Source organism: Streptomyces sp. TSRI0107 (assembly GCF_001905845.1).
Taxonomy (GTDB): domain Bacteria; phylum Actinomycetota; class Actinomycetes; order Streptomycetales; family Streptomycetaceae; genus Streptomyces.
This window is the reverse complement of sequence record NZ_LIVZ01000003.1, coordinates 215,764-236,069: the sequence shown is the minus strand read 5'-3', so window position 1 is coordinate 236,069 and position 20,306 is coordinate 215,764. Positions and strand designations below refer to the sequence as shown.

General features: G+C 74.8%; 1 protein-coding gene. It reads left to right on the top strand.

Annotated elements, in window-relative coordinates:
- Positions 1-125 precede the first annotated feature (125 nt).
- Positions 126-20,267, top strand: coding sequence for a type I polyketide synthase (locus tag AMK31_RS08150; protein ID WP_338013033.1), 20,142 nt, complete (start codon positions 126-128; stop codon positions 20,265-20,267).
- Positions 20,268-20,306 lie beyond the last annotated feature (39 nt).

Below are 20,306 nucleotides of genomic sequence, written 5' to 3'. Positions count from 1 at the left end.
CCACTGCCCGGTGACCACGCGACCGGACCACCCGTCCTCACCAGTGCCCGCCGTTCTCCCCGCAAGTCTGAATGGATGCAGCTCCCATGGCGAATGAAGACAAACTTCGCGCATACCTCCTCCGAGTGACCGCCGAACTCGACGAGGCGCACGACCGGCTGCGGGAGGTCACCGACAAGGAGCAGGAGCCGATCGCCATCGTGGCGATGAGCTGCCGCTACCCCGGCGGCGTCGGCTCCCCCGAGGAGCTGTGGCGGCTCGTCGCGTCCGGCACCGACGCGATCACCCCCCTGCCCGCGGACCGCGGCTGGGACCTGGAGAAGCTGTACGACCAGGACCCGGACGCCATGGGCAAGTCGTACGTCCGCGGCGGCGGATGGCTGCACGACGCCGCCGAGTTCGACGCCGGCTTCTTCGGCATATCCCCGCGCGAGGCCCTGGCCATGGACCCGCAGCAGCGCCTGCTGCTGGAGACCTCCTGGGAGGCCATCGAACGCGCCGGCATCGACCCCGCCACGCTCAAGGGCAGCAGGACCGCCGTCTTCGCGGGCATCAGCGGCCAGGACTACGCGGCCCTCTTCGGCACCACCCCCGGCGAGGCCGAGGGCTACGTCGGCACCGGCACCTCCGGCAGCGTCCTCTCCGGCCGTGTCGCCTACACCCTCGGCCTGGAAGGCCCGGCGGTCACCATCGACACCGCCTGCTCCTCCTCCCTGGTCGCCATCCACCTCGCCGCCCACGCCCTGCGCAAGGGCGACTGCACCCTCGCCCTCGCGGGCGGCGTCACCGTCATGGCGACCCCCGGCGCCCTCGTCGAGTTCTCCCGCCAGCGCGGCGTCGCCGCCGACGGCCGCTCCAAGGCGTTCTCGGCGGACGCTGACGGCATGGGCATGGCCGAGGGCGTGGGCATGCTGCTGCTGGAGCGGCTGTCGGACGCGCGCCGCAACGGCCACCGCGTGCTGGCGGTGGTACGCGGCAGTGCGGTCAACCAGGACGGCGCGTCCAACGGCCTCACGGCGCCGAACGGTCCCTCGCAGCAGCGGGTGATCCGCCAGGCGCTGACGAACGCACGCCTGACGGCGGCGGACGTCGACGCGGTCGAGGCACACGGCACGGGTACGCGGCTGGGTGACCCGATCGAGGCGCAGGCCCTGCTGGCCACGTACGGCCAGGACCGCGAGCAGCCCCTGTGGCTCGGCTCCATCAAGTCCAACATCGGCCACACGCAGGCCGCCGCCGGTGTCGCCGGTGTCATCAAGATGGTCATGGCGATGCGGCACGGCGTGCTGCCGCAGACCCTGCACGCCGCCGACCGCACCGCACAGGTCGACTGGTCCGCGGGCGCCGTGGACCTCCTCACCGAGGCCCGGGACTGGCCGCGCCTCGACCGTCCGCGCCGCGCGGGCGTCTCCTCCTTCGGCATCAGCGGCACCAACGCCCACGTCGTCCTGGAGGAAGAGCCGCAGGACGAACAGGCCGCCGCACCGCAGCCCCCGACGGTCCACACGCCCGCCGTGCCGCTGCTCCTCTCCGGCCGGACCCCCGACGCCCTGCGCGCCCAGGCCGCCCGCCTGCACGCCCACCTGCTCGACACCCCCGGCCTGCGACTCGCCGACACGGCTCTCTCCCTCGCCACGTCCAGGTCCGCACTGGAACACCGGGCCGCCGTCGTCACCGAGGACCGCGACCACGCCCTGACCACCCTGGAGGCCCTGGCCGAGGGCCGGCAGGCGCCCGGTCTGTCGCAGAGCGCGGCACTGGAGGACGGCCGGGTCGGGTTCCTGTTCACGGGGCAGGGCTCGCAGCGCGCCGGGATGGGTCGCGAGCTGTACGCGGCGTTTCCGGTGTTCGCGGAGGCGTTCGATGCGGTGTGCGACCAGTTCCGGCTGGAGCGGCCGCTGAAGGAGGTCGTGTTCGAGGACGCGTCCGCGCTGAATCAGACGGTGTACACGCAGGCTGGTCTGTTCGCGCTGGAGGTCGCTCTCTTCCGTTTGTTGGAGTCGTGGGGCCTGAGCCCGGATGTGCTGCTGGGTCACTCGATCGGTGAGTTGGCTGCCGCGTATGTGGCGGGTGTGTGGTCGCTGGAGGACGCGTGCGCGCTGGTGGCGGCGCGTGGTCGTCTGATGCAGGCGCTGCCGTCCGGTGGTGCGATGGTGGCGGTCCAGGCGACCGAGGCCGAGGTGGCCGAGGCGCTGACCGGCGACGCGGTGTCGATCGCGGCCATCAACGGCCCGTCGTCCGTGGTGATTTCCGGTGACGAGGACGCAGTCCTGGAGATCGCTGCTCGTTTCGCTGAGCAGGGCCGCAAGACCAAGCGTCTGACGGTCTCCCACGCCTTCCACTCCCCGCGCATGGAGCCGATGCTGGCGGAGTTCCGCAGCGTCGCGGAGGGGTTGTCGTACAACGCCCCCCGTGTCCCCGTCGTGTCGAACGTGACCGGTGGGATGGCCACCGCCGAGGAGCTGTGCACCCCGGACTACTGGGTGCGGCACGTCCGCGAGGCCGTCCGTTTCGCGGACGGGATCAAGGCGGTCGCCGGGCTGGGCATCCGTACCCTGGTCGAGCTGGGCCCGGACGGTGTCCTCTCCGCGATGGGCCAGGACAGCATCGATGCGGCGCTCTTCGTGCCGGCTCTCCGTTCCGACCGTCCGGAACCGCAGGCGCTGACCTCGGCCGTGGCGCGGGCTCACGTCGAGGGCGTCGCCGTCGACTGGGCGGCGTTCTTCGCCGGGCGTGGCGCCCGGTCGGCCGACCTTCCAACCTACGCCTTCCAGCGCGAGCGCTACTGGCCCGAGATCACCGACGACGCCGGCTCCGCGGACCCGGTGGACGCCGCGTTCTGGGACGCCGTGGAGCGCGCGGACGTGGCGGCGTTCGCGGACACGCTGGAGGTCGGCGAGGAGGAGCGGTCCTCGCTGGGCGCGGTGCTGCCGATGCTGGCCTCGTGGCGCAAGCGGCACCGGATGCAGTCCGCGGTCGACTCCTGGCGTTACCGGATCGTCTGGAAGCCCGTGACGCACGGCACCGACGCGCGGCCGCTCACGGGCCGTTGGCTCGTGCTGCTGCCGCAGGACCGGCCGACGGAGGCCGACATGGTGCTCGGCGCCTTCGAGGCGTCCGGTGCCGAGCCGGTCCCGGTCGAGGTCGACGCGGCGGGCGGCACGGTCGCCGCGCTGCTGCCGCGGCTGCGCGCGGCGGTCGCCGACGCGGCACCGGTCGCCGGAGTGCTGTCCTTCCTGGCGCTGGACGAGACCCCGCACGGCGAGCACCCCGAGGTCACCTCCGGCCTCGCCGCCACCCTCGAACTGGTCCGGGCCCTCGGCGAGGCGGAGATCACGGCCCCGCTGTGGTGTCTGACCCGGGGCGCGGTCTCGGTCGGCCGGTCCGACCGGCCGGCCAACCCGGCACAGGCCCAGACCTGGGGACTCGGCCGTGCGGTCGCCCTGGAGCACTCCGACCGCTGGGGCGGACTGCTCGACCTGCCGGAGACCCTGGACGACCGCTCTCTGTCCCGGGTGCTGCGCGCGCTGGCCGGGGACGGCACCGAGGACCAGATCGCGGTGCGCGCCTCCGGCGTGTTCGTACGACGACTCGCCCGCGCCCCCCGCTCCGAGTCACCGGTCGCCCCCTGGCGGCCGCGCGGCACCGTCCTGGTGACCGGCGGCACCGGCGCGCTGGGCGCCGAAGCCGCCCGCTGGCTCGCCCGCAACGGCGCCGAGCACCTGATCCTCACCAGCCGCCGCGGCCTGGCGGCGACCGGCGCGGAGGAGCTGCGCCGGGAACTGACCGAGCTGGGCGCGAAGGTCACCGTCGCCGCGTGCGACGTGGCCGACCGGGACGCCCTGGCGCGGCTGCTCGCCGAGATCCCCGCCGAGACGCCGCTCAGCGCGGTGCTGCACGCCGCCGGCGCCGGCCAGTTCACGCCGGTCGCCGACACCGACCCGGCCGAGCTCGCCGAGGTGCTGCGCGCCAAGGTCGCCGGCGCCCGCCACCTGGACGAACTGCTCGGCGACACCCCGCTGGACGCCTTCGTCCTCTACTCCTCCATCTCCGCCTTCTGGGGCAGCGGCGGCCAGGGCGCCTACGCGGCCGCCAACGCCTACCTCGACGCCCTCGCGGAACAGCGCCGCGACCGCGGACTGGCCGCCACCTCGGTGGGCTGGGGCCCGTGGAGCGGCGGCGGCATGGCCGACGGGGAGGCCGAGGGCCATCTGCGCCGCCGCGGCCTCGCCCCGCTCGCCCCCGAACTGGGCGTCGCGGCGCTCCGCCAGGCAGTCGAGCACGACGACGTGGCCGTCGCGGTCGCCGACGTCGACTGGGACCGCTTCGTCGCCGGCTTCACCGCCGTACGCCCCAGCCCGCTCCTCGGCGACCTGCCCGAGGTCCGCAGCGCCCTCGTCACCGAGGTCGCCGCCGACGACGCCGGATCCGACCTGCCGCGCCGCCTCGCCGCGCTCTCCGCGGCGGAGCAGCAGCGACTCCTTCTCGACCTGGTGCGCACCGAGACCGCCGCGGTCCTCGGCCACGCCTCCCAGGACGCGGTCGAAGCGGGCCGCGCCTTCCGGGACCTCGGCTTCGACTCGCTCACCGCCGTCGAACTCCGCAACCGGCTCAACACCCGGACCGGGATGACCCTCCCGGCCACCCTCGTCTTCGACCACCCCACCCCCGACGCCCTCGCCGGACACCTCCGCGACGAGCTGGCCGGCGGCGCGGACCAGGCCCGGAGCGCGCTCCCCGCGACCGCGGCCGCCGCGCACCCCGACGAGCCGATCGCGATCGTCGGCATGGCCTGCCGCTACCCCGGCGGAGTGTCCTCCCCGGAGGACCTGTGGCGGCTGGTCGTCGCGGGCGGCGACGGCATCGGCGAGTTCCCCGCCGACCGCGGCTGGGACGTCGACGGCATCTACCACCCCGACCCCGAGCACCCCGGCACCTCGTACACCCGCGAAGGCGGATTCCTCTACGACGCCGGGTACTTCGACGCCGGAATGTTCGGCATCTCGCCGCGCGAGGCCGTCACCATGGACCCGCAGCAGCGACTCCTCCTGGAGACCTCGTGGGAGGCCGTGGAGCGGGCGGGCATCGACCCGACCGCGCTCAAGGGCCACCCGTGCGGCGTGTTCGTCGGCGCCGGCTACCAGGGCTACGGCATCGGTGGCGGCCAGGGCGACGACGCGGGGGACTACTCCCTCACCGACATCTCCACCAGCGTCGCCTCCGGCCGGATCGCCTACGCCCTCGGCCTGGAGGGCCCGGCCGTCACCGTCGACACCGCCTGCTCGTCCTCGCTGGTCGCCCTGCACCTCGCCGCGCAGGCACTGCGCTCGGGGGAGTGCACGCTCGCGCTGGCCGGCGGCGTCGCCGTGATGCCGACCGCCAGTACGTTCGTGGAGTTCTCCCGGCAGCGCGGCCTCGCCGCCGACGGCCGCTGCAAGTCCTTCGCCGACGCCGCCGACGGCACCGGCTGGGGCGAAGGCGTCGGCATGCTCCTCGTGGAGCGGCTGTCGGACGCCCAGCGCAACGGCCACCGCGTACTGGCCGTGGTGCGCGGCAGCGCCGTCAACCAGGACGGCGCGTCCAACGGCCTGACCGCGCCGAACGGCCCCTCGCAGCAGCGGGTGATCCGCCAGGCCCTCGCCGGTGCCCGGCTGACGACGTCGGACGTCGACGCCGTCGAGGCCCACGGCACCGGCACCACCCTCGGCGACCCCATCGAGGCACAGGCCCTCCTCGCCACCTACGGCCAGGACCGGCCCGAGGACCGGCCGCTGTGGCTCGGCTCCATCAAGTCGAACATCGGCCACACCCAGGCCGCCGCCGGTGTCGCAGGCATCATCAAGATGGTCATGGCCATACGGCACGGCGTACTGCCGCGGACCCTGCACGTGGACGAGCCGTCCCAGCAGGTCGACTGGACCGCGGGCGCGGTAGAGCTGCTGACCGAGGCACGCGAGTGGCCGGAGACCGGACGCCCCCGGCGGGCCGCCGTGTCCTCGTTCGGCATCAGCGGCACCAACGCGCACACCATCATCGAGCAGGCCCCCGACACCACCACGACCGCACCGGAAACCCCGGTCGTGGCGTCGCCGGTCGTGCCCTGGGTGCTGTCCGGCCGCAGCGACGCCGCACTGCGCGGCCAGGCGCGGCGACTGAAGGACTGGCTGGAGGCCCGTCCCACCGACACCCTCGCCGACGTGGGCCACGCCCTCGCGACCTCCCGGGCGGCACTGGAACACCGCGCCGGCCTCGTCGCCGGAGACCGCGACGAACTCCTCGCCGGGCTCACGGCGCTGGCCGAGGGCGAGCGGCTGCCGGGCCTCGTACAGGGGTCCGTCACCGACGGCGGACGCGTCGGGTTCCTGTTCACGGGACAGGGCGCCCAGCGGGTCGGGATGGGGCGTGAGCTGTACGGCGCCTTCCCGGTGTTCGCGGAGGCGTTCGACGCGGTGTGCGCCCGGTTCGACGCGGAGTTGGACCGGCCGCTGCGGGAGGTGATCTTCGAGGACGCGGCAGCGCTGGACCAGACTGTCTACACGCAGGCGGCTCTGTTCGCCCTCGAAGTGGCGCTGTTCCGGTTGCTGGAGTCGTGGGGCCTGAGCCCGGACGTGCTGCTGGGTCACTCGATCGGTGAGTTGGCTGCCGCGTATGTGGCGGGCGTCTGGTCGCTGGAGGACGCCTGCTCCTTGGTCGCCGCGCGTGGTCGTCTGATGCAGGCGTTGCCATCCGGTGGTGCCATGGTGGCCGTGCAGGCGACCGAGGCCGAGGTGGCCGAGGCGCTGACCGGCGACGCGGTGTCGATCGCTGCCATCAACGGCCCGTCGTCCGTGGTGATTTCCGGTGACGAGGACGCAGTCCTGGAGATCGCTGCTCGTTTCTCCGAGCGGGGTCGCAAGACCAAGCGTCTGACGGTCTCCCACGCCTTCCACTCGCCTCGCATGGAGCCGATGCTGGCGGAGTTCCGCAGGGTAGCGGAGGGGCTGTCGTACAACGCCCCCCGCATCCCCGTCGTATCGAACGTGACCGGTGGGACGGCCACCGCCGAGGAGCTGTGCACCCCGGACTACTGGGTGCGGCACGTCCGCGAGGCGGTCCGTTTCGCGGACGGGGTGAAGACCCTCGCCGAGCAGGGCATCCGTACCCTGATCGAACTCGGCCCGGACGGTGTTCTCTCCGCCATGGGCCAGGCGAGCTCCGACGGCCTGTTCGTCCCCGCCCTCCGCGCGGACCGCGCCGAGGCGCGGACGCTGGTCGCGGCGGTCGCCCAGGCCCATGTGCGCGGCGTGCCCGTCGACTGGGCGCGGTTCTACACGGGTTGGGGCACTCGGCCGGTCGAGCTGCCGACGTATGCCTTCCAGCGGGAGCTGTACTGGACGGTGTCGGAGCCGGCGGGGGCCGGTGACCGGGTCGATCCGGTGGACCAGGCGTTCTGGGACGCCGTGGAGCGGGCCGATGTGGCGAGGGTCGCCGAGACCTTGCAGGTCGGTACGGCCGAGCGGGACTCGCTCAGCGCGGTCCTGCCGGTCCTGTCGGCCTGGCGCAAGCGGCACCGCACCGAGTCGGTGGTCGACTCGTGGCGTTACCGGGTCACGTGGAAGCCGGTCGCGGAGGCCGCCACCGCGGCGCCGACCGGGACCTGGCTCGCGGTGGTGCCCGAGGACCGGCGGAGCGACGAGTGGGTCGGGGCCACCCTGTCCGCGATGGACGGGCACGGCGCTCGGACCGTCGTGCTCCCCGTCGGCGCGGCGGACGCCGACCGCGCGGCGCTGGCCCGACGCCTTTCCGAACTGCTCGCGGCGGAGGGTTCCGTCGCCGGCGTGCTGTCGTTCCTCGCGCTGGACGAGACCGCCCGCCCGCAGCACCCCGCGGTGACCGCGGGCCTGTGGTCCACCCTGGAACTCGTACGGGCGCTCGGCGACGCCGAAGTCACGGCACCGCTGTGGTGTCTGACCCGGGGCGCGGTGTCGGTGGGCCGGTCCGACCGGCTGACGCGTGCCGCACAGGCGCAGGCCTGGGGCCTCGGCCGGGTGGTGGGGCTGGAGCACCCCGACCGGTGGGGCGGCCTGGTCGACGTACCGGAGACGGCCGACGAGCAGGCGCTGCGGCGGCTGCTCGGGGTGCTGGCCGGCAGCGGCGACGAGGACCAGCTCGCCGTGCGCGCGTCAGGCGTGTTCGTACGACGGCTCACGCACGCCCCCCGTCGTACGGCGGAGGGGGCCACATGGCGGCCGCGAGGCACCGCGCTGGTGACCGGCGGCACCGGTGCGCTGGGCGCCGAGGTCGCCCGCTGGCTCGCCCGCAACGGCGCCGAGCACCTGATCCTCACCAGCCGCCGGGGCCTCGACGCCCCCGGCGCCGGGGAACTGCGCCGTGAGCTGACCGGACTCGGTGTCGAGGTGACGGTCGCCGCCTGCGATGTCGCGGACCGGCAGGCGCTGGCCGACCTGCTCGCCGCACAGCCCGCGGACCGCCCGGTGCGGGCCGTGGTGCACGCCGCCGGCGTCGGCCAGTACACCCCCCTCGCCGACATGGACGCCGACGAGTTCGCGCGGGTCGTGACGGGCAAGGTCGCCGGCGCCCGCCACCTCGACGAACTGCTGCGCGACACCCCGCTGGACGCGTTCGTCCTGTTCTCGTCCGTCTCCGGTATCTGGGGCAGCGGCGGCCAGGGCGCCTACGCCGCCGCCAACGCCTACCTCGACGCCCTCGCCCAGGAGCGCCGCGACGCCGGGCTGCCCGCCACCGCGCTCGCCTGGGGCCCCTGGGCCGAGGTCGGCCTCGCGGCGGCGGACGTCACCGGCGAGGCACAGCTGCGCCGAGGCGGTCTGCTGCCGCTGGCACCGGAGTCGGCCATCGCCGCGCTCCAGCAGGCCATGGACGCCGACGACACCGCGCTGACCATCGCGGACGTGGTGTGGGAGCAGTTCCTGCCCGGCTTCGCCGTCGCCCGGCCCCGGCCGCTCATCGGCGACCTGCCGGCCGTCCGCGAGGTGCTGGACGCGGAACGCCCGCAGGACGCGGACCTCGCGGACTCCGCGCTCGCCCGCCGCCTGCGCGGCCTCTCCGAGGCCGAACGCGGACGGGCGCTGCTGGAACTGGTCCGCACCGAGGTGGCCGGGGTGCTGGGGCACGCCTCGCCCGACGACGTGGCGGCCGAGCGCCCGTTCAAGGAGCTGGGCTTCGACTCGCTGACCGCCGTCGAGTTCCGCAACCAGCTGAACACCGCGACCGGCCTCACCCTGCCGTCGACCCTCGTGTACGACTTCCCCACCGCGGCCGTCCTGGCCGAGCACCTGGGCCGCGAACTGCGCGGCGTCGGCGCGGACTCCGCGTCCGACGCGTCCGACGCGCCCGCCGTCGCGGTCGGGGCGACCGACGAGCCGATCGCGATCGTCGGCATGGCCTGCCGCTACCCCGGCGGCGTGTCCTCCCCGGAGGAACTGTGGCGGCTGGTCGCCGACGGCGTGGACGGCATCGGGGAGTTCCCCGCCGACCGCGGCTGGGACCTGGAGAAGCTGTACGACCCGGACCCCGACCGGCCCGGCACCTCGTACGTCCGCGAAGGCGGCTTCCTCTACCAGGCGGGCGACTTCGACCCCGGCCTGTTCGGCATCAGCCCGCGCGAGGCGCTGGCGATGGACCCGCAGCAGCGGCTGCTCCTGGAGGCCTCCTGGGAGGTCTTCGAGAACGCCGGGATCAACCCCGCCGGTCTGCGCGGCAGCAGCACCGGCGTGTTCGCCGGATGCGGCTACCAGGGCTACGGCGCCGGCTTCGACACCGCCGCGGAGAGCGTCGAGGGCTACGCCATGACCGGCGCCTCGGCCAGCGTGGTCTCCGGCCGCGTGGCGTACACCTTCGGCCTGGAGGGCCCGGCGGTCACCGTCGACACCGCCTGTTCGTCCTCCCTCGTCGCCCTGCACCTGGCGGTGCAGGCGCTGCGCTCGGGGGAGTGCACCCTCGCCCTCGCCGGCGGTGTCACGGTCATGCCGACCGCGGGCACCTTCGTCCAGTTCTCCCGGCAGCGCGGCCTCGCCGCCGACGGCCGCTGCAAGTCCTTCGCGGACACCGCCGACGGCACCGGCTGGGGTGAAGGCGTCGGCGTCCTCCTGGTCGAGCGGCTGTCGGACGCCGAACGCAACGGTCACCGGGTACTGGCGGTCGTACGGGGCAGCGCGGTCAACCAGGACGGCGCGTCCAACGGCCTCACGGCGCCGAACGGCCCCTCGCAGCAGCGGGTGATCCGCCAGGCCCTCGCCAACGCGCGGCTGACGACCGCCGACGTGGACGCCGTCGAGGCGCACGGTACGGGCACGACGCTGGGTGACCCCATCGAGGCGCAGGCACTGCTGGCGACCTACGGCCAGGACCGGTCGGAGGACCGGCCGCTGTGGCTGGGCTCGGTGAAGTCCAACATCGGACACGCCCAGGCCGCGGCCGGTGTCGCCGGTGTCATCAAGATGGTGATGGCGATGCGGCACGGTGTGCTGCCGCGCACCCTGCATGTGGACGAGCCGACCCACCAGGTGGACTGGTCCGCGGGCGCTGTGGAACTGCTCACCGAGGCCCGGGACTGGCCGGCCCTCGACCGTCCGCGCCGCGCCGGCGTCTCCTCCTTCGGCATCAGCGGCACCAACGCCCACGTCGTCCTGGAGCAGGCACCGCCGACGGAGCCCGCCGACGAGCCGGACACTGTCACCGTCGACACCCCGGCGATCCCCTGGATCCTGTCCGGCAAGACCGCCACGGCCCTGCGCGCCCAGGCCGCACGCCTGCACGCCCACCTGCTCGACCGGCCCGAACTGCGGCCGCACGACGTGGCACTGACCCTCTCCACCTCCCGGATGGCCCTGGAACACCGGGCCGCCGTGGTCGCCTCGGACCGGGACGAACTCCTCGCCTCGCTGAAGTCGCTGACGGAGGACGGGAGTTCGTCGGCGTTGTTCGACGGCGTCGCCGGCGAGGACGGACGCGTCGGGTTCCTGTTCACGGGACAGGGCGCCCAGCGGGTCGGGATGGGGCGTGAGCTGTATGCGGCGTTCCCGGTGTTCGCGGAGGCGTTCGACGCGGTGTGCGCCCGGTTCGACGCGGAGTTGGACCGGCCGCTGCGGGAGGTGATCTTCGAGGACGCGGCTGCGTTGGACCAGACGGTGTACACGCAGGCTGGTCTGTTCGCGCTGGAGGTTGCTCTCTTCCGGCTGGTGGAGTCGTGGTGCCTGAGCCCGGATGTGCTGCTGGGTCACTCGATCGGTGAGTTGGCCGCCGCGTATGTGGCGGGTGTGTGGTCGTTGGAGGACGCGTGCACGCTGGTTGCGGCACGCGGGCGTCTGATGCAGGCGCTGCCTGAGGGCGGTGCCATGGTGGCGGTCCAGGCGACCGAGGCCGAGGTCGCCGAGGCGCTGACTGGCGACGCGGTGTCGATCGCGGCCATCAACGGCCCGTCGTCCGTGGTGATTTCCGGTGACGAGGACGCAGTCCTGGAGATCGCTGCCCGATTCTCCGAGCAGGGCCGCAAGACCAAGCGTCTGACGGTCTCCCACGCCTTCCACTCCCCGCGTATGGAGCCGATGCTGGCGGAGTTCCGCAGCGTCGCGGAGGGACTGTCGTACAACGCGCCGCGCATCGCGATCATCTCGGACGTGACCGGCCGCCCGGCTTCCGCCGACGAGCTGTGCACCCCGGACTACTGGGTGCGGCACGTCCGTGAGGCCGTCCGTTTCGCGGACGGGGTCAAGAGCCTGGCCGAGCAGGGCGTCCGCACGCTGATCGAGCTCGGCCCGGACGGTGTCCTCTCCGCCATGGGCCAGGACAGCATCGACGCGGCGCTCTTCGTGCCGACCCTGCGCGCCGACCGCCCCGAGGCGCACACGCTGGCCTCCGCCGTGGCGCGGGCTCATGTCGAGGGTGTCGCCATCGACTGGGCGGCGTTCTTCGCGGGGCGCGGTGCGCGGCGAGTGGAGCTGCCGACGTATGCCTTCCAGCACCAGCGGTACTGGCTGGAGGTCGGTGTCTCGGCGAGCAACGTCGAGCTGGCGGGCATGAGTGCCGCGGATCATCCGCTGCTGGGTGCCGCCGTGGAGACGCCTGCCACCGGTGGGCTGCTGTTCACCGGCCGGCTGTCGCTGGACACGCATCCGTGGCTCGCGGACCACTCCGTCATGGGTTCGGTGCTGCTGCCCGGCACCGCCTTCGTGGAGCTGGCCATCCGGGCCGGTGACCAGGTCGACTGCGGGCATCTGGAGGAGCTGACCCTGGAGGCGCCGCTGCTGCTGCCCGAACGGGGCGCGGTGCAGGTGCAGTTGGCGGTCGGCGGACCGGACGGTTCCGGTGCACGGGCACTGAGCATCCACTCCCGTACGGCGGGCCAGGCCTGGACCCGGCACGCCAGTGGACGGCTGGCGCCGGCCGGGCCGGTGCCGTCGGCCGAGTCGGGCGCGTGGCCGCCGGCGGACGCCGCTCCGGTGGCGATCGAGGGGCTGTACGACGCGTTCGCCGCCGCGGGGCTGGAGTACGGGCCCGCGTTCCAGGGCGTACGCGCGGTGTGGACGCGGCCCGGCGAGGTGTTCGCCGAGGTCGCCCTGGACGACGGGGTCGCGGACGCGGCCGGGGAGTTCGGGCTGCATCCGGCGCTGCTGGACGCGGCGCTGCACGCGGTCGGGCTGGGCGATCTGGTCGAGGGGACCGGCCAGGCGCGGCTGCCCTTCGCCTGGTCGGGTGTCGGCCTGCACGCCGCGGGCGCGCGGGCGGTCCGGGTACGGCTGTCCCGGGCCGGCGCGGACACGGTGGCTCTGACGGTCACCGACCGGGCCGGCGTCCCGGTGGCGAGCGTCGACACGCTGTCCCTGCGGCCGGTGCACGCCGGTCAGCTGGAGACGGCTCGGGGCGGTGGCCGGGAGTCCCTGTTCCGGGTCGACTGGGTGTCGCTGCCCGAGCGGCGGCAGGCCGACCGGGACGCCGCTCGTTCCTGGGCGGTCGTCGGCGACGACGTGTTCGGCCTCGCCGCCGCGTTCGACCCGGACGGGCCCGGTCTGGACGTCCGTCCGGACCTGGCCGCGCTGGACGGGCCGGTTCCCGAGCTGGTGTTCGCCTGCGTCTCGGGAGACTCCCGTGACCTGGGTGACACAGCCCAAGGCGTGCACCGGGCGGCGCTTTCCGCGCTGACCCTGGTGCAGTCGTGGCTCGCCGACGCGCGGTTCACCTCCTCGCGGCTGGTCCTGGTCACCCGGGGCGCCGCCGGTGACGGGGTATCCGACCTGGCGGGCGCGGCGGTGTGGGGTCTGGTGCGCTCGGCGCAGTCCGAGAACCCCGGCCGTCTCGTCCTCCTCGACCTGGACGAGGGCACCGTCCCCGCCGGGTCGCTGACCGGGGCGCTGGACGCGGACGAGCCCCAGCTGGCCGTCCGCGAGGACACGGTCGTCGTGCCGAGGCTGGCCCGGGTGACGGCCCCCGCCGGCACCGCCCCGGCCGCGCCCGAGACCGACGGCACCGTCCTGGTGACCGGCGGTACCGGCGCCCTCGGCGCGGTGCTCGCCCGGCACCTGGTGACCGAGCGCGGCGTACGGCGGCTGCTGCTGACGAGCCGCCGCGGCGAGGCCACGCCGGGCGTGGCCGAACTGGTCGCCGAACTGACCGAGCTGGGCGCCTTCGTGCGGGTCGCCGCCGTGGACGTGGCGGACCGGGACGCGCTGGCCGAGGTGCTGGCCGCGATACCGGCCGAGCACCCGCTGACCGGCGTGGTGCACGCCGCCGGCATCACCGACGACGGGGTGGTCGGCGCGCTCACTCCGCAGCGGATGACGGACGTGCTGCGCCCCAAGGTGGACGGCGCCTGGAACCTGCACGAGCTGACCCGTGACGCGGACCTCGCGTTCTTCGTGCTGTTCTCGTCCGTGGCGGGCGTCATGGGCGGCGCCGGCCAGGCCAACTACGCGGCGGCCAACGCCTTCCTGGACGGGCTCGCCCGGCTCCGTACCGCCTCCGGCCTGCCCGGCCGGTCCCTGGCCTGGGGTCCGTGGGACGAGGCCGGCGGCATGGCGGACGCGCTGACCGACACCGACCGGCAGCGGATGGCCCGCTCGGGCCTGTACCCGCTGTCCGCCCGGCAGGGCACCGCGCTGTTCGACCGCGCGGCCGGCGTCGACGAGCCCGTCCTGGTGCCCATGCACCTCGACCTCGGCACCACGGGCGCCGCCCCGGACACCTCCGAGGTCCCGGCCCTGCTGCGGGGCCTGGTGCGCGGGCCCGCCCGGCGCCGGCTCGCCGCCGACGAGCCGGCCACCGGCTCCGCCCTCACCCGGAGGCTCGCCGGACTCGACCCGGCGGAGCAGGAGCGGCAACTGCTGGAACTGGTCTGCACCCATGTGGCCGCGGTTCTGGGCCACACCTCCGCCGACGCCGTGGAGCCCGACCAGGCGTTCCGTGACGCCGGGTTCGACTCGCTGACCGCCGTGGAGCTGCGCAACCGGCTCACCAAGGCCTCCGGGCTGCGGCTGCCCGCGACCCTGGTGTTCGACTACCCGACCCCGCTGGCGCTGGCCAGGCTGCTGCGCGACGAACTCGTCGGCACGGAACCGGAGATCACCCAGCCCACCGGCGGGCCGGCCGCGGCCGTCGACGAGCCCATCGCGATCATCGGCATGGCCTGCCGCTACCCGGGCGGCGTGACCTCCCCGGACGAGCTGTGGCAGCTGGTGGCCACCGGCACCGACGGCGTGAACGTCTTCCCCGCCGACCGCGGCTGGGACGTCGAGTCGCTGTACGACCCGGAGCTGTCCCGCCCCGGCACCTCGTACACCAACGAGGGCGGCTTCCTCTACGACGCCGCCAAGTTCGACCCGGCGTTCTTCGGCATCAGCCCGCGCGAGGCCCTGGTGATGGACCCGCACCAGCGGCTGCTGCTGGAGACCTCCTGGGAGGCCATCGAACACGCGGGCATCGACCCGACGACCCTCAAGGGCAGCCGCACAGGCGTGTTCGCCGGCGTGATGTACCACGACTACGGCGTGCTCGTCGCGCAGGCGTCCGACGAGGACACCGAGGGCGACGTCGGCGGAGCCGGCAGCTCCGGAAGTGTCGCCTCCGGCCGGGTGTCGTACACCCTCGGCCTCGAGGGCCCGGCGGTCACCATCGACACCGCCTGCTCGTCGTCGCTGGTCACCCTGCACCTGGCCGCCCAGGCGCTGCGCTCGGGCGAGTGCTCCATGGCCCTGGCCGGCGGAGTGACCGTCATGTCCACCCCGCGTACCTTCGTCGAGTTCTCCCGGCAGCGCGCGCTCTCCCCGGACGGGCGCAGCAAGTCCTTCTCGGACGACGCCGACGGCACCGGCTGGGGCGAGGGCGTCGGCATGCTGCTCGTCGAGCGGCTCTCCGACGCCCGCCGCAACGGCCACCCGGTGCTGGCCGTCGTCCGTGGCAGCGCCGTCAACCAGGACGGCGCCTCCAACGGCCTGACCGCCCCCAACGGGCCGGCCCAGCAGCGGGTGATCCGCCAGGCGCTCGACCACGCCGGACTGTCCGTGACGGACGTCGACGCGGTCGAGGCGCACGGCACCGGCACCAAGCTGGGCGACCCGATCGAGGCGCAGGCGCTGCTCGCCACCTACGGGCGGCGCGAGGCGGACGCCGAACCGCTGTACCTCGGCTCCATCAAGTCCAACATCGGCCACGCGCAGGCCGCCGCCGGCGCCGCCGGAATCATCAAGATGGTGATGGCGCTGCGGCACGGAGAGCTGCCGCGCACCCTGCACGTCGGCCGGCCCACCTCGCAGGTCGACTGGGAGTCCGGGGCGGTGGAACTGCTCACCGAGGCCCGCGACTGGCCCGCCGTGGACCGGCCGCGCCGGGCGGCGGTGTCCTCCTTCGGCGTCAGCGGCACCAACGCGCACGTCATCCTGGAGGAGCCGGCCCCCGCCGACCGCCGCCCCGCCGACGGCCGTACCGTTGACGGTCGTCCCTCCGACGGTCGTCCCTCTGACGCCCGTCCTTCCGACGGCGGGCGGGACCAGGACCCGGCGCCGGTCGTGCCGTGGCCGCTGTCCGCGAAGACCGCGGCGGGCCTGCGCGACCAGGCCGTCCGGCTGCGCGCCCACCTGGAGCGGCACCCGGAGCTGCGTCCGCTGGACGTGGGCCACTCGCTGCTCACCGGCCGTACCGTGTTCGACCACCGAGCGGTCGTCGTCGGCGCCGAACCGGCCGAGTTCCTGGAACGGCTCGCCGCCCTCGCCGACGGCCGGGAGGTGCCCGGCGTGGTCCGGGGCGGCCTGACGGCCGCGACCCGCAACGGCCCGGTGTTCGTCTTCCCCGGCCAGGGCACCCAGTGGCTCGGCATGGGCCTCGAACTGCTCGACTCCTCCCCGGTGTTCGCCGAGCGGATGACCGAGTGCGCCGCCGCGTTCGCCCCGTACCTCGACTGGTCCCTGATGGACGTCCTGCGCGGCGTGCCCGGGGCGCCGGACCTCGGCCGGGTCGACGTCGTGCAGCCGGTGCTGTTCGCGGTGATGGTGTCGCTGGCCGAGCTGTGGCGGGCGCACGGCGTGCGGCCGTCGGCGGTGGTCGGCTACTCGCAGGGCGAGATCGCCGCCGCCTGCTTCGTCGGCGCGCTGTCGCTGGACGACGCGGCCCGCGTGGTCGCGCTGCGCAGCCGCATGCTGGCCGAGCGCCTGGCCGGCCGGGGCGGCGTCGCCTCCGTGATGATCTCCGCGGACGAGGCGGCCCGCCGCGTCGCCCGCTGGGACCGTGCCCTGTCCGTCGCCGGCGTCAACGGACCCAAGGCGGTCACCATCGCCGGCGACGAGCAGGCACTGGCCGAACTCGTCGCCGAATGTGAGGCGGACGGCATCCGGGTGCGGGTCATCCCCGCCTCCGTGCCCAGCCACTGCCCCCAGGTAGAGCCGCTGCGCGAACCCCTGCTGGAACAGCTCGCCCCGGTCACCGCCCGGTCGACGGACATCCCGTTCTACTCGACCGTGACCGGCGAACCCGTCGACACCGCCGAACTGACCGCCGAGTACTGGTACCGCAACATGCGCGGCACCGTGCTGTTCGAACCGGTCGTGCGCCGGCTCCTGGCGGACGGGTACCGCACGTTCCTGGAGAGCGCCCCGCACCCGATGCTTACGGTCGCGGTGCAGCAGATCGACGGCGACGTGACCGTGATCGGCACGATCCGCCGCCGCGAGGGCGGCCTCGACCGGTTCCTCGCCTCCCTCGGCGAGGCGCACGTCGCGGGCCTGCCCGTCGACTGGGCGCCGGCCTTCGCGGACCGGGGCGCCCGCCGGGTGACCCTGCCCACCTACGCCTTCCAGCACCAGTCGTACTGGCCGCAGCTGCCGCCCGCGACCGCCGGTGACGTCACCGCGGCCGGACTCGCCGCCGCCGACCATCCGCTGCTCGGCGCCACGGTGGAACTGCCCGACTCCGGCGGCCTGCTGTTCACCGGCCGGCTGTCGCTCGACACCCACCCCTGGCTCGCCGACCACGCCGTCGCCGGAGTGGTGCTGGTCCCCGGCACGGCCTTCGTCGAGCTGGCCGTCCGTGCCGGCGACCACGTCGGCTGCGACCGGCTGGACGAGCTGACCATCGAGGCACCGCTGGTGCTGCCCGAGCGCGGCGCCGTCCAGGTGCGGCTGACCGTCGGGGAGGCCGATGCCGCGGGCCGCCGTCCGCTGACCGTCCACTCCCGCCCCGCGGGCGACCAGGACACCGCGCCCGGCGAACCCTGGCTCCGCCACGCCACCGGCCTCCTCGCCGCCGGCGCCGCGCCCGCCCCCGCCGGGACGGGCGTCTGGCCGCCCGCCGGTGCCGTACCCGTCCCCGTGGACGGCCTGTACGAGCGGCTGGCCGTCGACGGCGTCGACTACGGCCCTGCCTTCCAGGGCCTGCGGGCCGTCTGGCAGGACGGCGACGACGTCCTCGCCGAGGTGGCGCTCGACCAGGGCACCGGCGCCGACGCCGGCCGCTTCGGGCTGCACCCGGCGCTGCTCGACGCCGCCCTGCACGCGATCGGCCCCGGCGGACTCCTCGCCGACGAGGACAGCATCCGGCTGCCGTTCTCCTGGGCCGGGGTGTCCCTGTACGCGACCGGCGCCGGAGCCCTGCGCGTCCGGCTGTCGCCGGCCGGTCAGGACAGCGTGTCCCTCACCGTCGCCGACGCCTCCGGCGCACCGGTCGCCTCCGTGGAGTCGCTGGTGCTGCGCCCGGTGACGGCCGACACGTTCGCGGGCGCCCGCGCCGGGCACCACGACAAGCTGTTCCGGGTGAACTGGGCGGCCCTGCCCGAGCCGTCCGCCCGTCCGGCCGTGGCGCCGGGCTCCTGGGCGGTCCTCGGCTCCGACGAACTGCGCCTCGCCGAGAACCTGAAGGCGGTGGGCAACCAGCCCGGTTCCTACCCCGGCCTGGACGCGCTCGCCGAAGCCGTCGGCGCGGGCGCCCCCGTGCCGGAGGTGGTGCTGGTCGGCGCCGGTGCGTCGCGGTCGGCCGAAGAGGGGGACGGGCAGGCACCGGACGCCGTCCACAGCGCCGCGCACGCCGTGCTGGGACTCGCCCAGTCCTGGCTGTCCGACCCGCGCCTCGCCACCGCCAGGCTGGTCGTGGTCACCCGGGGCGCCGTCGCCGCACACCCCGAGGACACCGTGCCCGACCTCGCCGGCGCCGCCGTGTGGGGACTGATCCGGTCGGCCCAGACCGAGAACCCGGACCGGTTCGTGCTCGTCGACCTGGACGACCGGGAACCGTCCTGGCGGGCCCTGCCCGCGGCCGTCGCCACCGGCGAACCAGAACTCGCCCTGCGCGACGGCACCGCGCACGCCGCCCGCCTCACCCGGGTCACCGCCGCACAGCCGGACCCGGCCGGGTCCGGCACGGAGACCGGCAGCGGCGGCGCGACCGGCGCCACCGCCACCGGCCTCGCCGCCCGCCCCGACGGCACCGTCCTGATCACCGGCGGCACCGGCGCCCTCGGCAGCCTGGTCGCCCGCCACCTGGTGACCGCCCGCGGCGTCCGCCACCTGCTGCTCACCAGCAGGCGCGGCCGTTCCGCCGACGGCGCCGCCGAACTCGCGGCGGAACTCACCGCGCTGGGCGCCCGCGTGACCATCGCCGCCTGCGACACCGCCGACCGGGACGCGCTGGCCGCACTGCTCGCCGGCATCCCCGCCGAGCACCCGCTCACCGCCGTCGTCCACGCGGCCGGCGTGCTCGACGACGGCGTGATCGGCTCCCTCACCCCCGAACGGGTGGACCGCGTGCTGCGCCCCAAGGTGGACGCCGCCTGGCACCTCCACACCCTCACCCGGGACCTGGAGCTGTCGGCGTTCGTCCTGTTCTCCTCGGCGGCCGGCGTCTTCGGCGGCCCCGGCCAGGGCAACTACGCGGCCGCCAACGCCTACCTGGACGCCCTCGCCCACCACCGCCGCGCCCACGGGCTGGCGGCCACCTCCCTCGCCTGGGGACTGTGGGCCGACGAGGCCGGCGTCAACAGTGGCATGGCGGACACCATCGGCGACGTCGACGTCCGCCGCATGGCCCGCTCCGGCATGACCGGCCTGTCGGCACCCGAGGGTCTGGCCCTGCTGGACCTCGCGGACGCCCTGGACGAGGCCCTGCTGGTGCCGACCCGCCTCGACCTCGCGCCGGGCGCCGGCGGGGGCGCCGTACCGCCGCTGCTGCGCGACCTGGTCCGCGGCCCGGCCCGGCGCGCCGCGCAGGAGCGGACCGACGCGGACGGCGGCGCGCTGCGCGAGCGGCTGCTGGGCGTGCCGGCCGAGGACCGCGTCCGCGTGCTGCTCGACGTGGTCCGCGGCCAGGTCGCCGACGTCCTCGGACACACCTCCGCGGACGCCGTCGAACCCGACCAGGCCTTCAGCGAACTCGGCTTCGACTCGCTGACCGCCGTCGAACTGCGCAACCGGCTCAACCAGGTCACCGGACTGCGGCTCACCGCCACGGTGGTCTTCGACCACCCCAACCCCAGCCGGCTCGCGGCCCACCTCCTGGCCGACCTGGACCTGGAGGAGCCCACGGCGACGGCACCGCTGCTCGCCGAGCTCGCCCGGATGGAGTCGGCCCTCTCCGCGATCACCCCGGACGCCCTCGCCGAGGTCGCCCCGGACGACACCGCCTACGAGGAGGTCACCGTGCGCCTCCAGACGCTGCTCGCCAAGTGGAGCCGCTTCCGCACCGAGCCGGAGCCCGCGGAGCCCGCGCGCAGCCTGGAGACCGCCACCGCCGACGAACTGTTCGACTTCATCGACGGCGAGCTCGGGGAGCTGTGACGAGATGCCCCACACCTTTGACGACGATCCGCGAGGAGC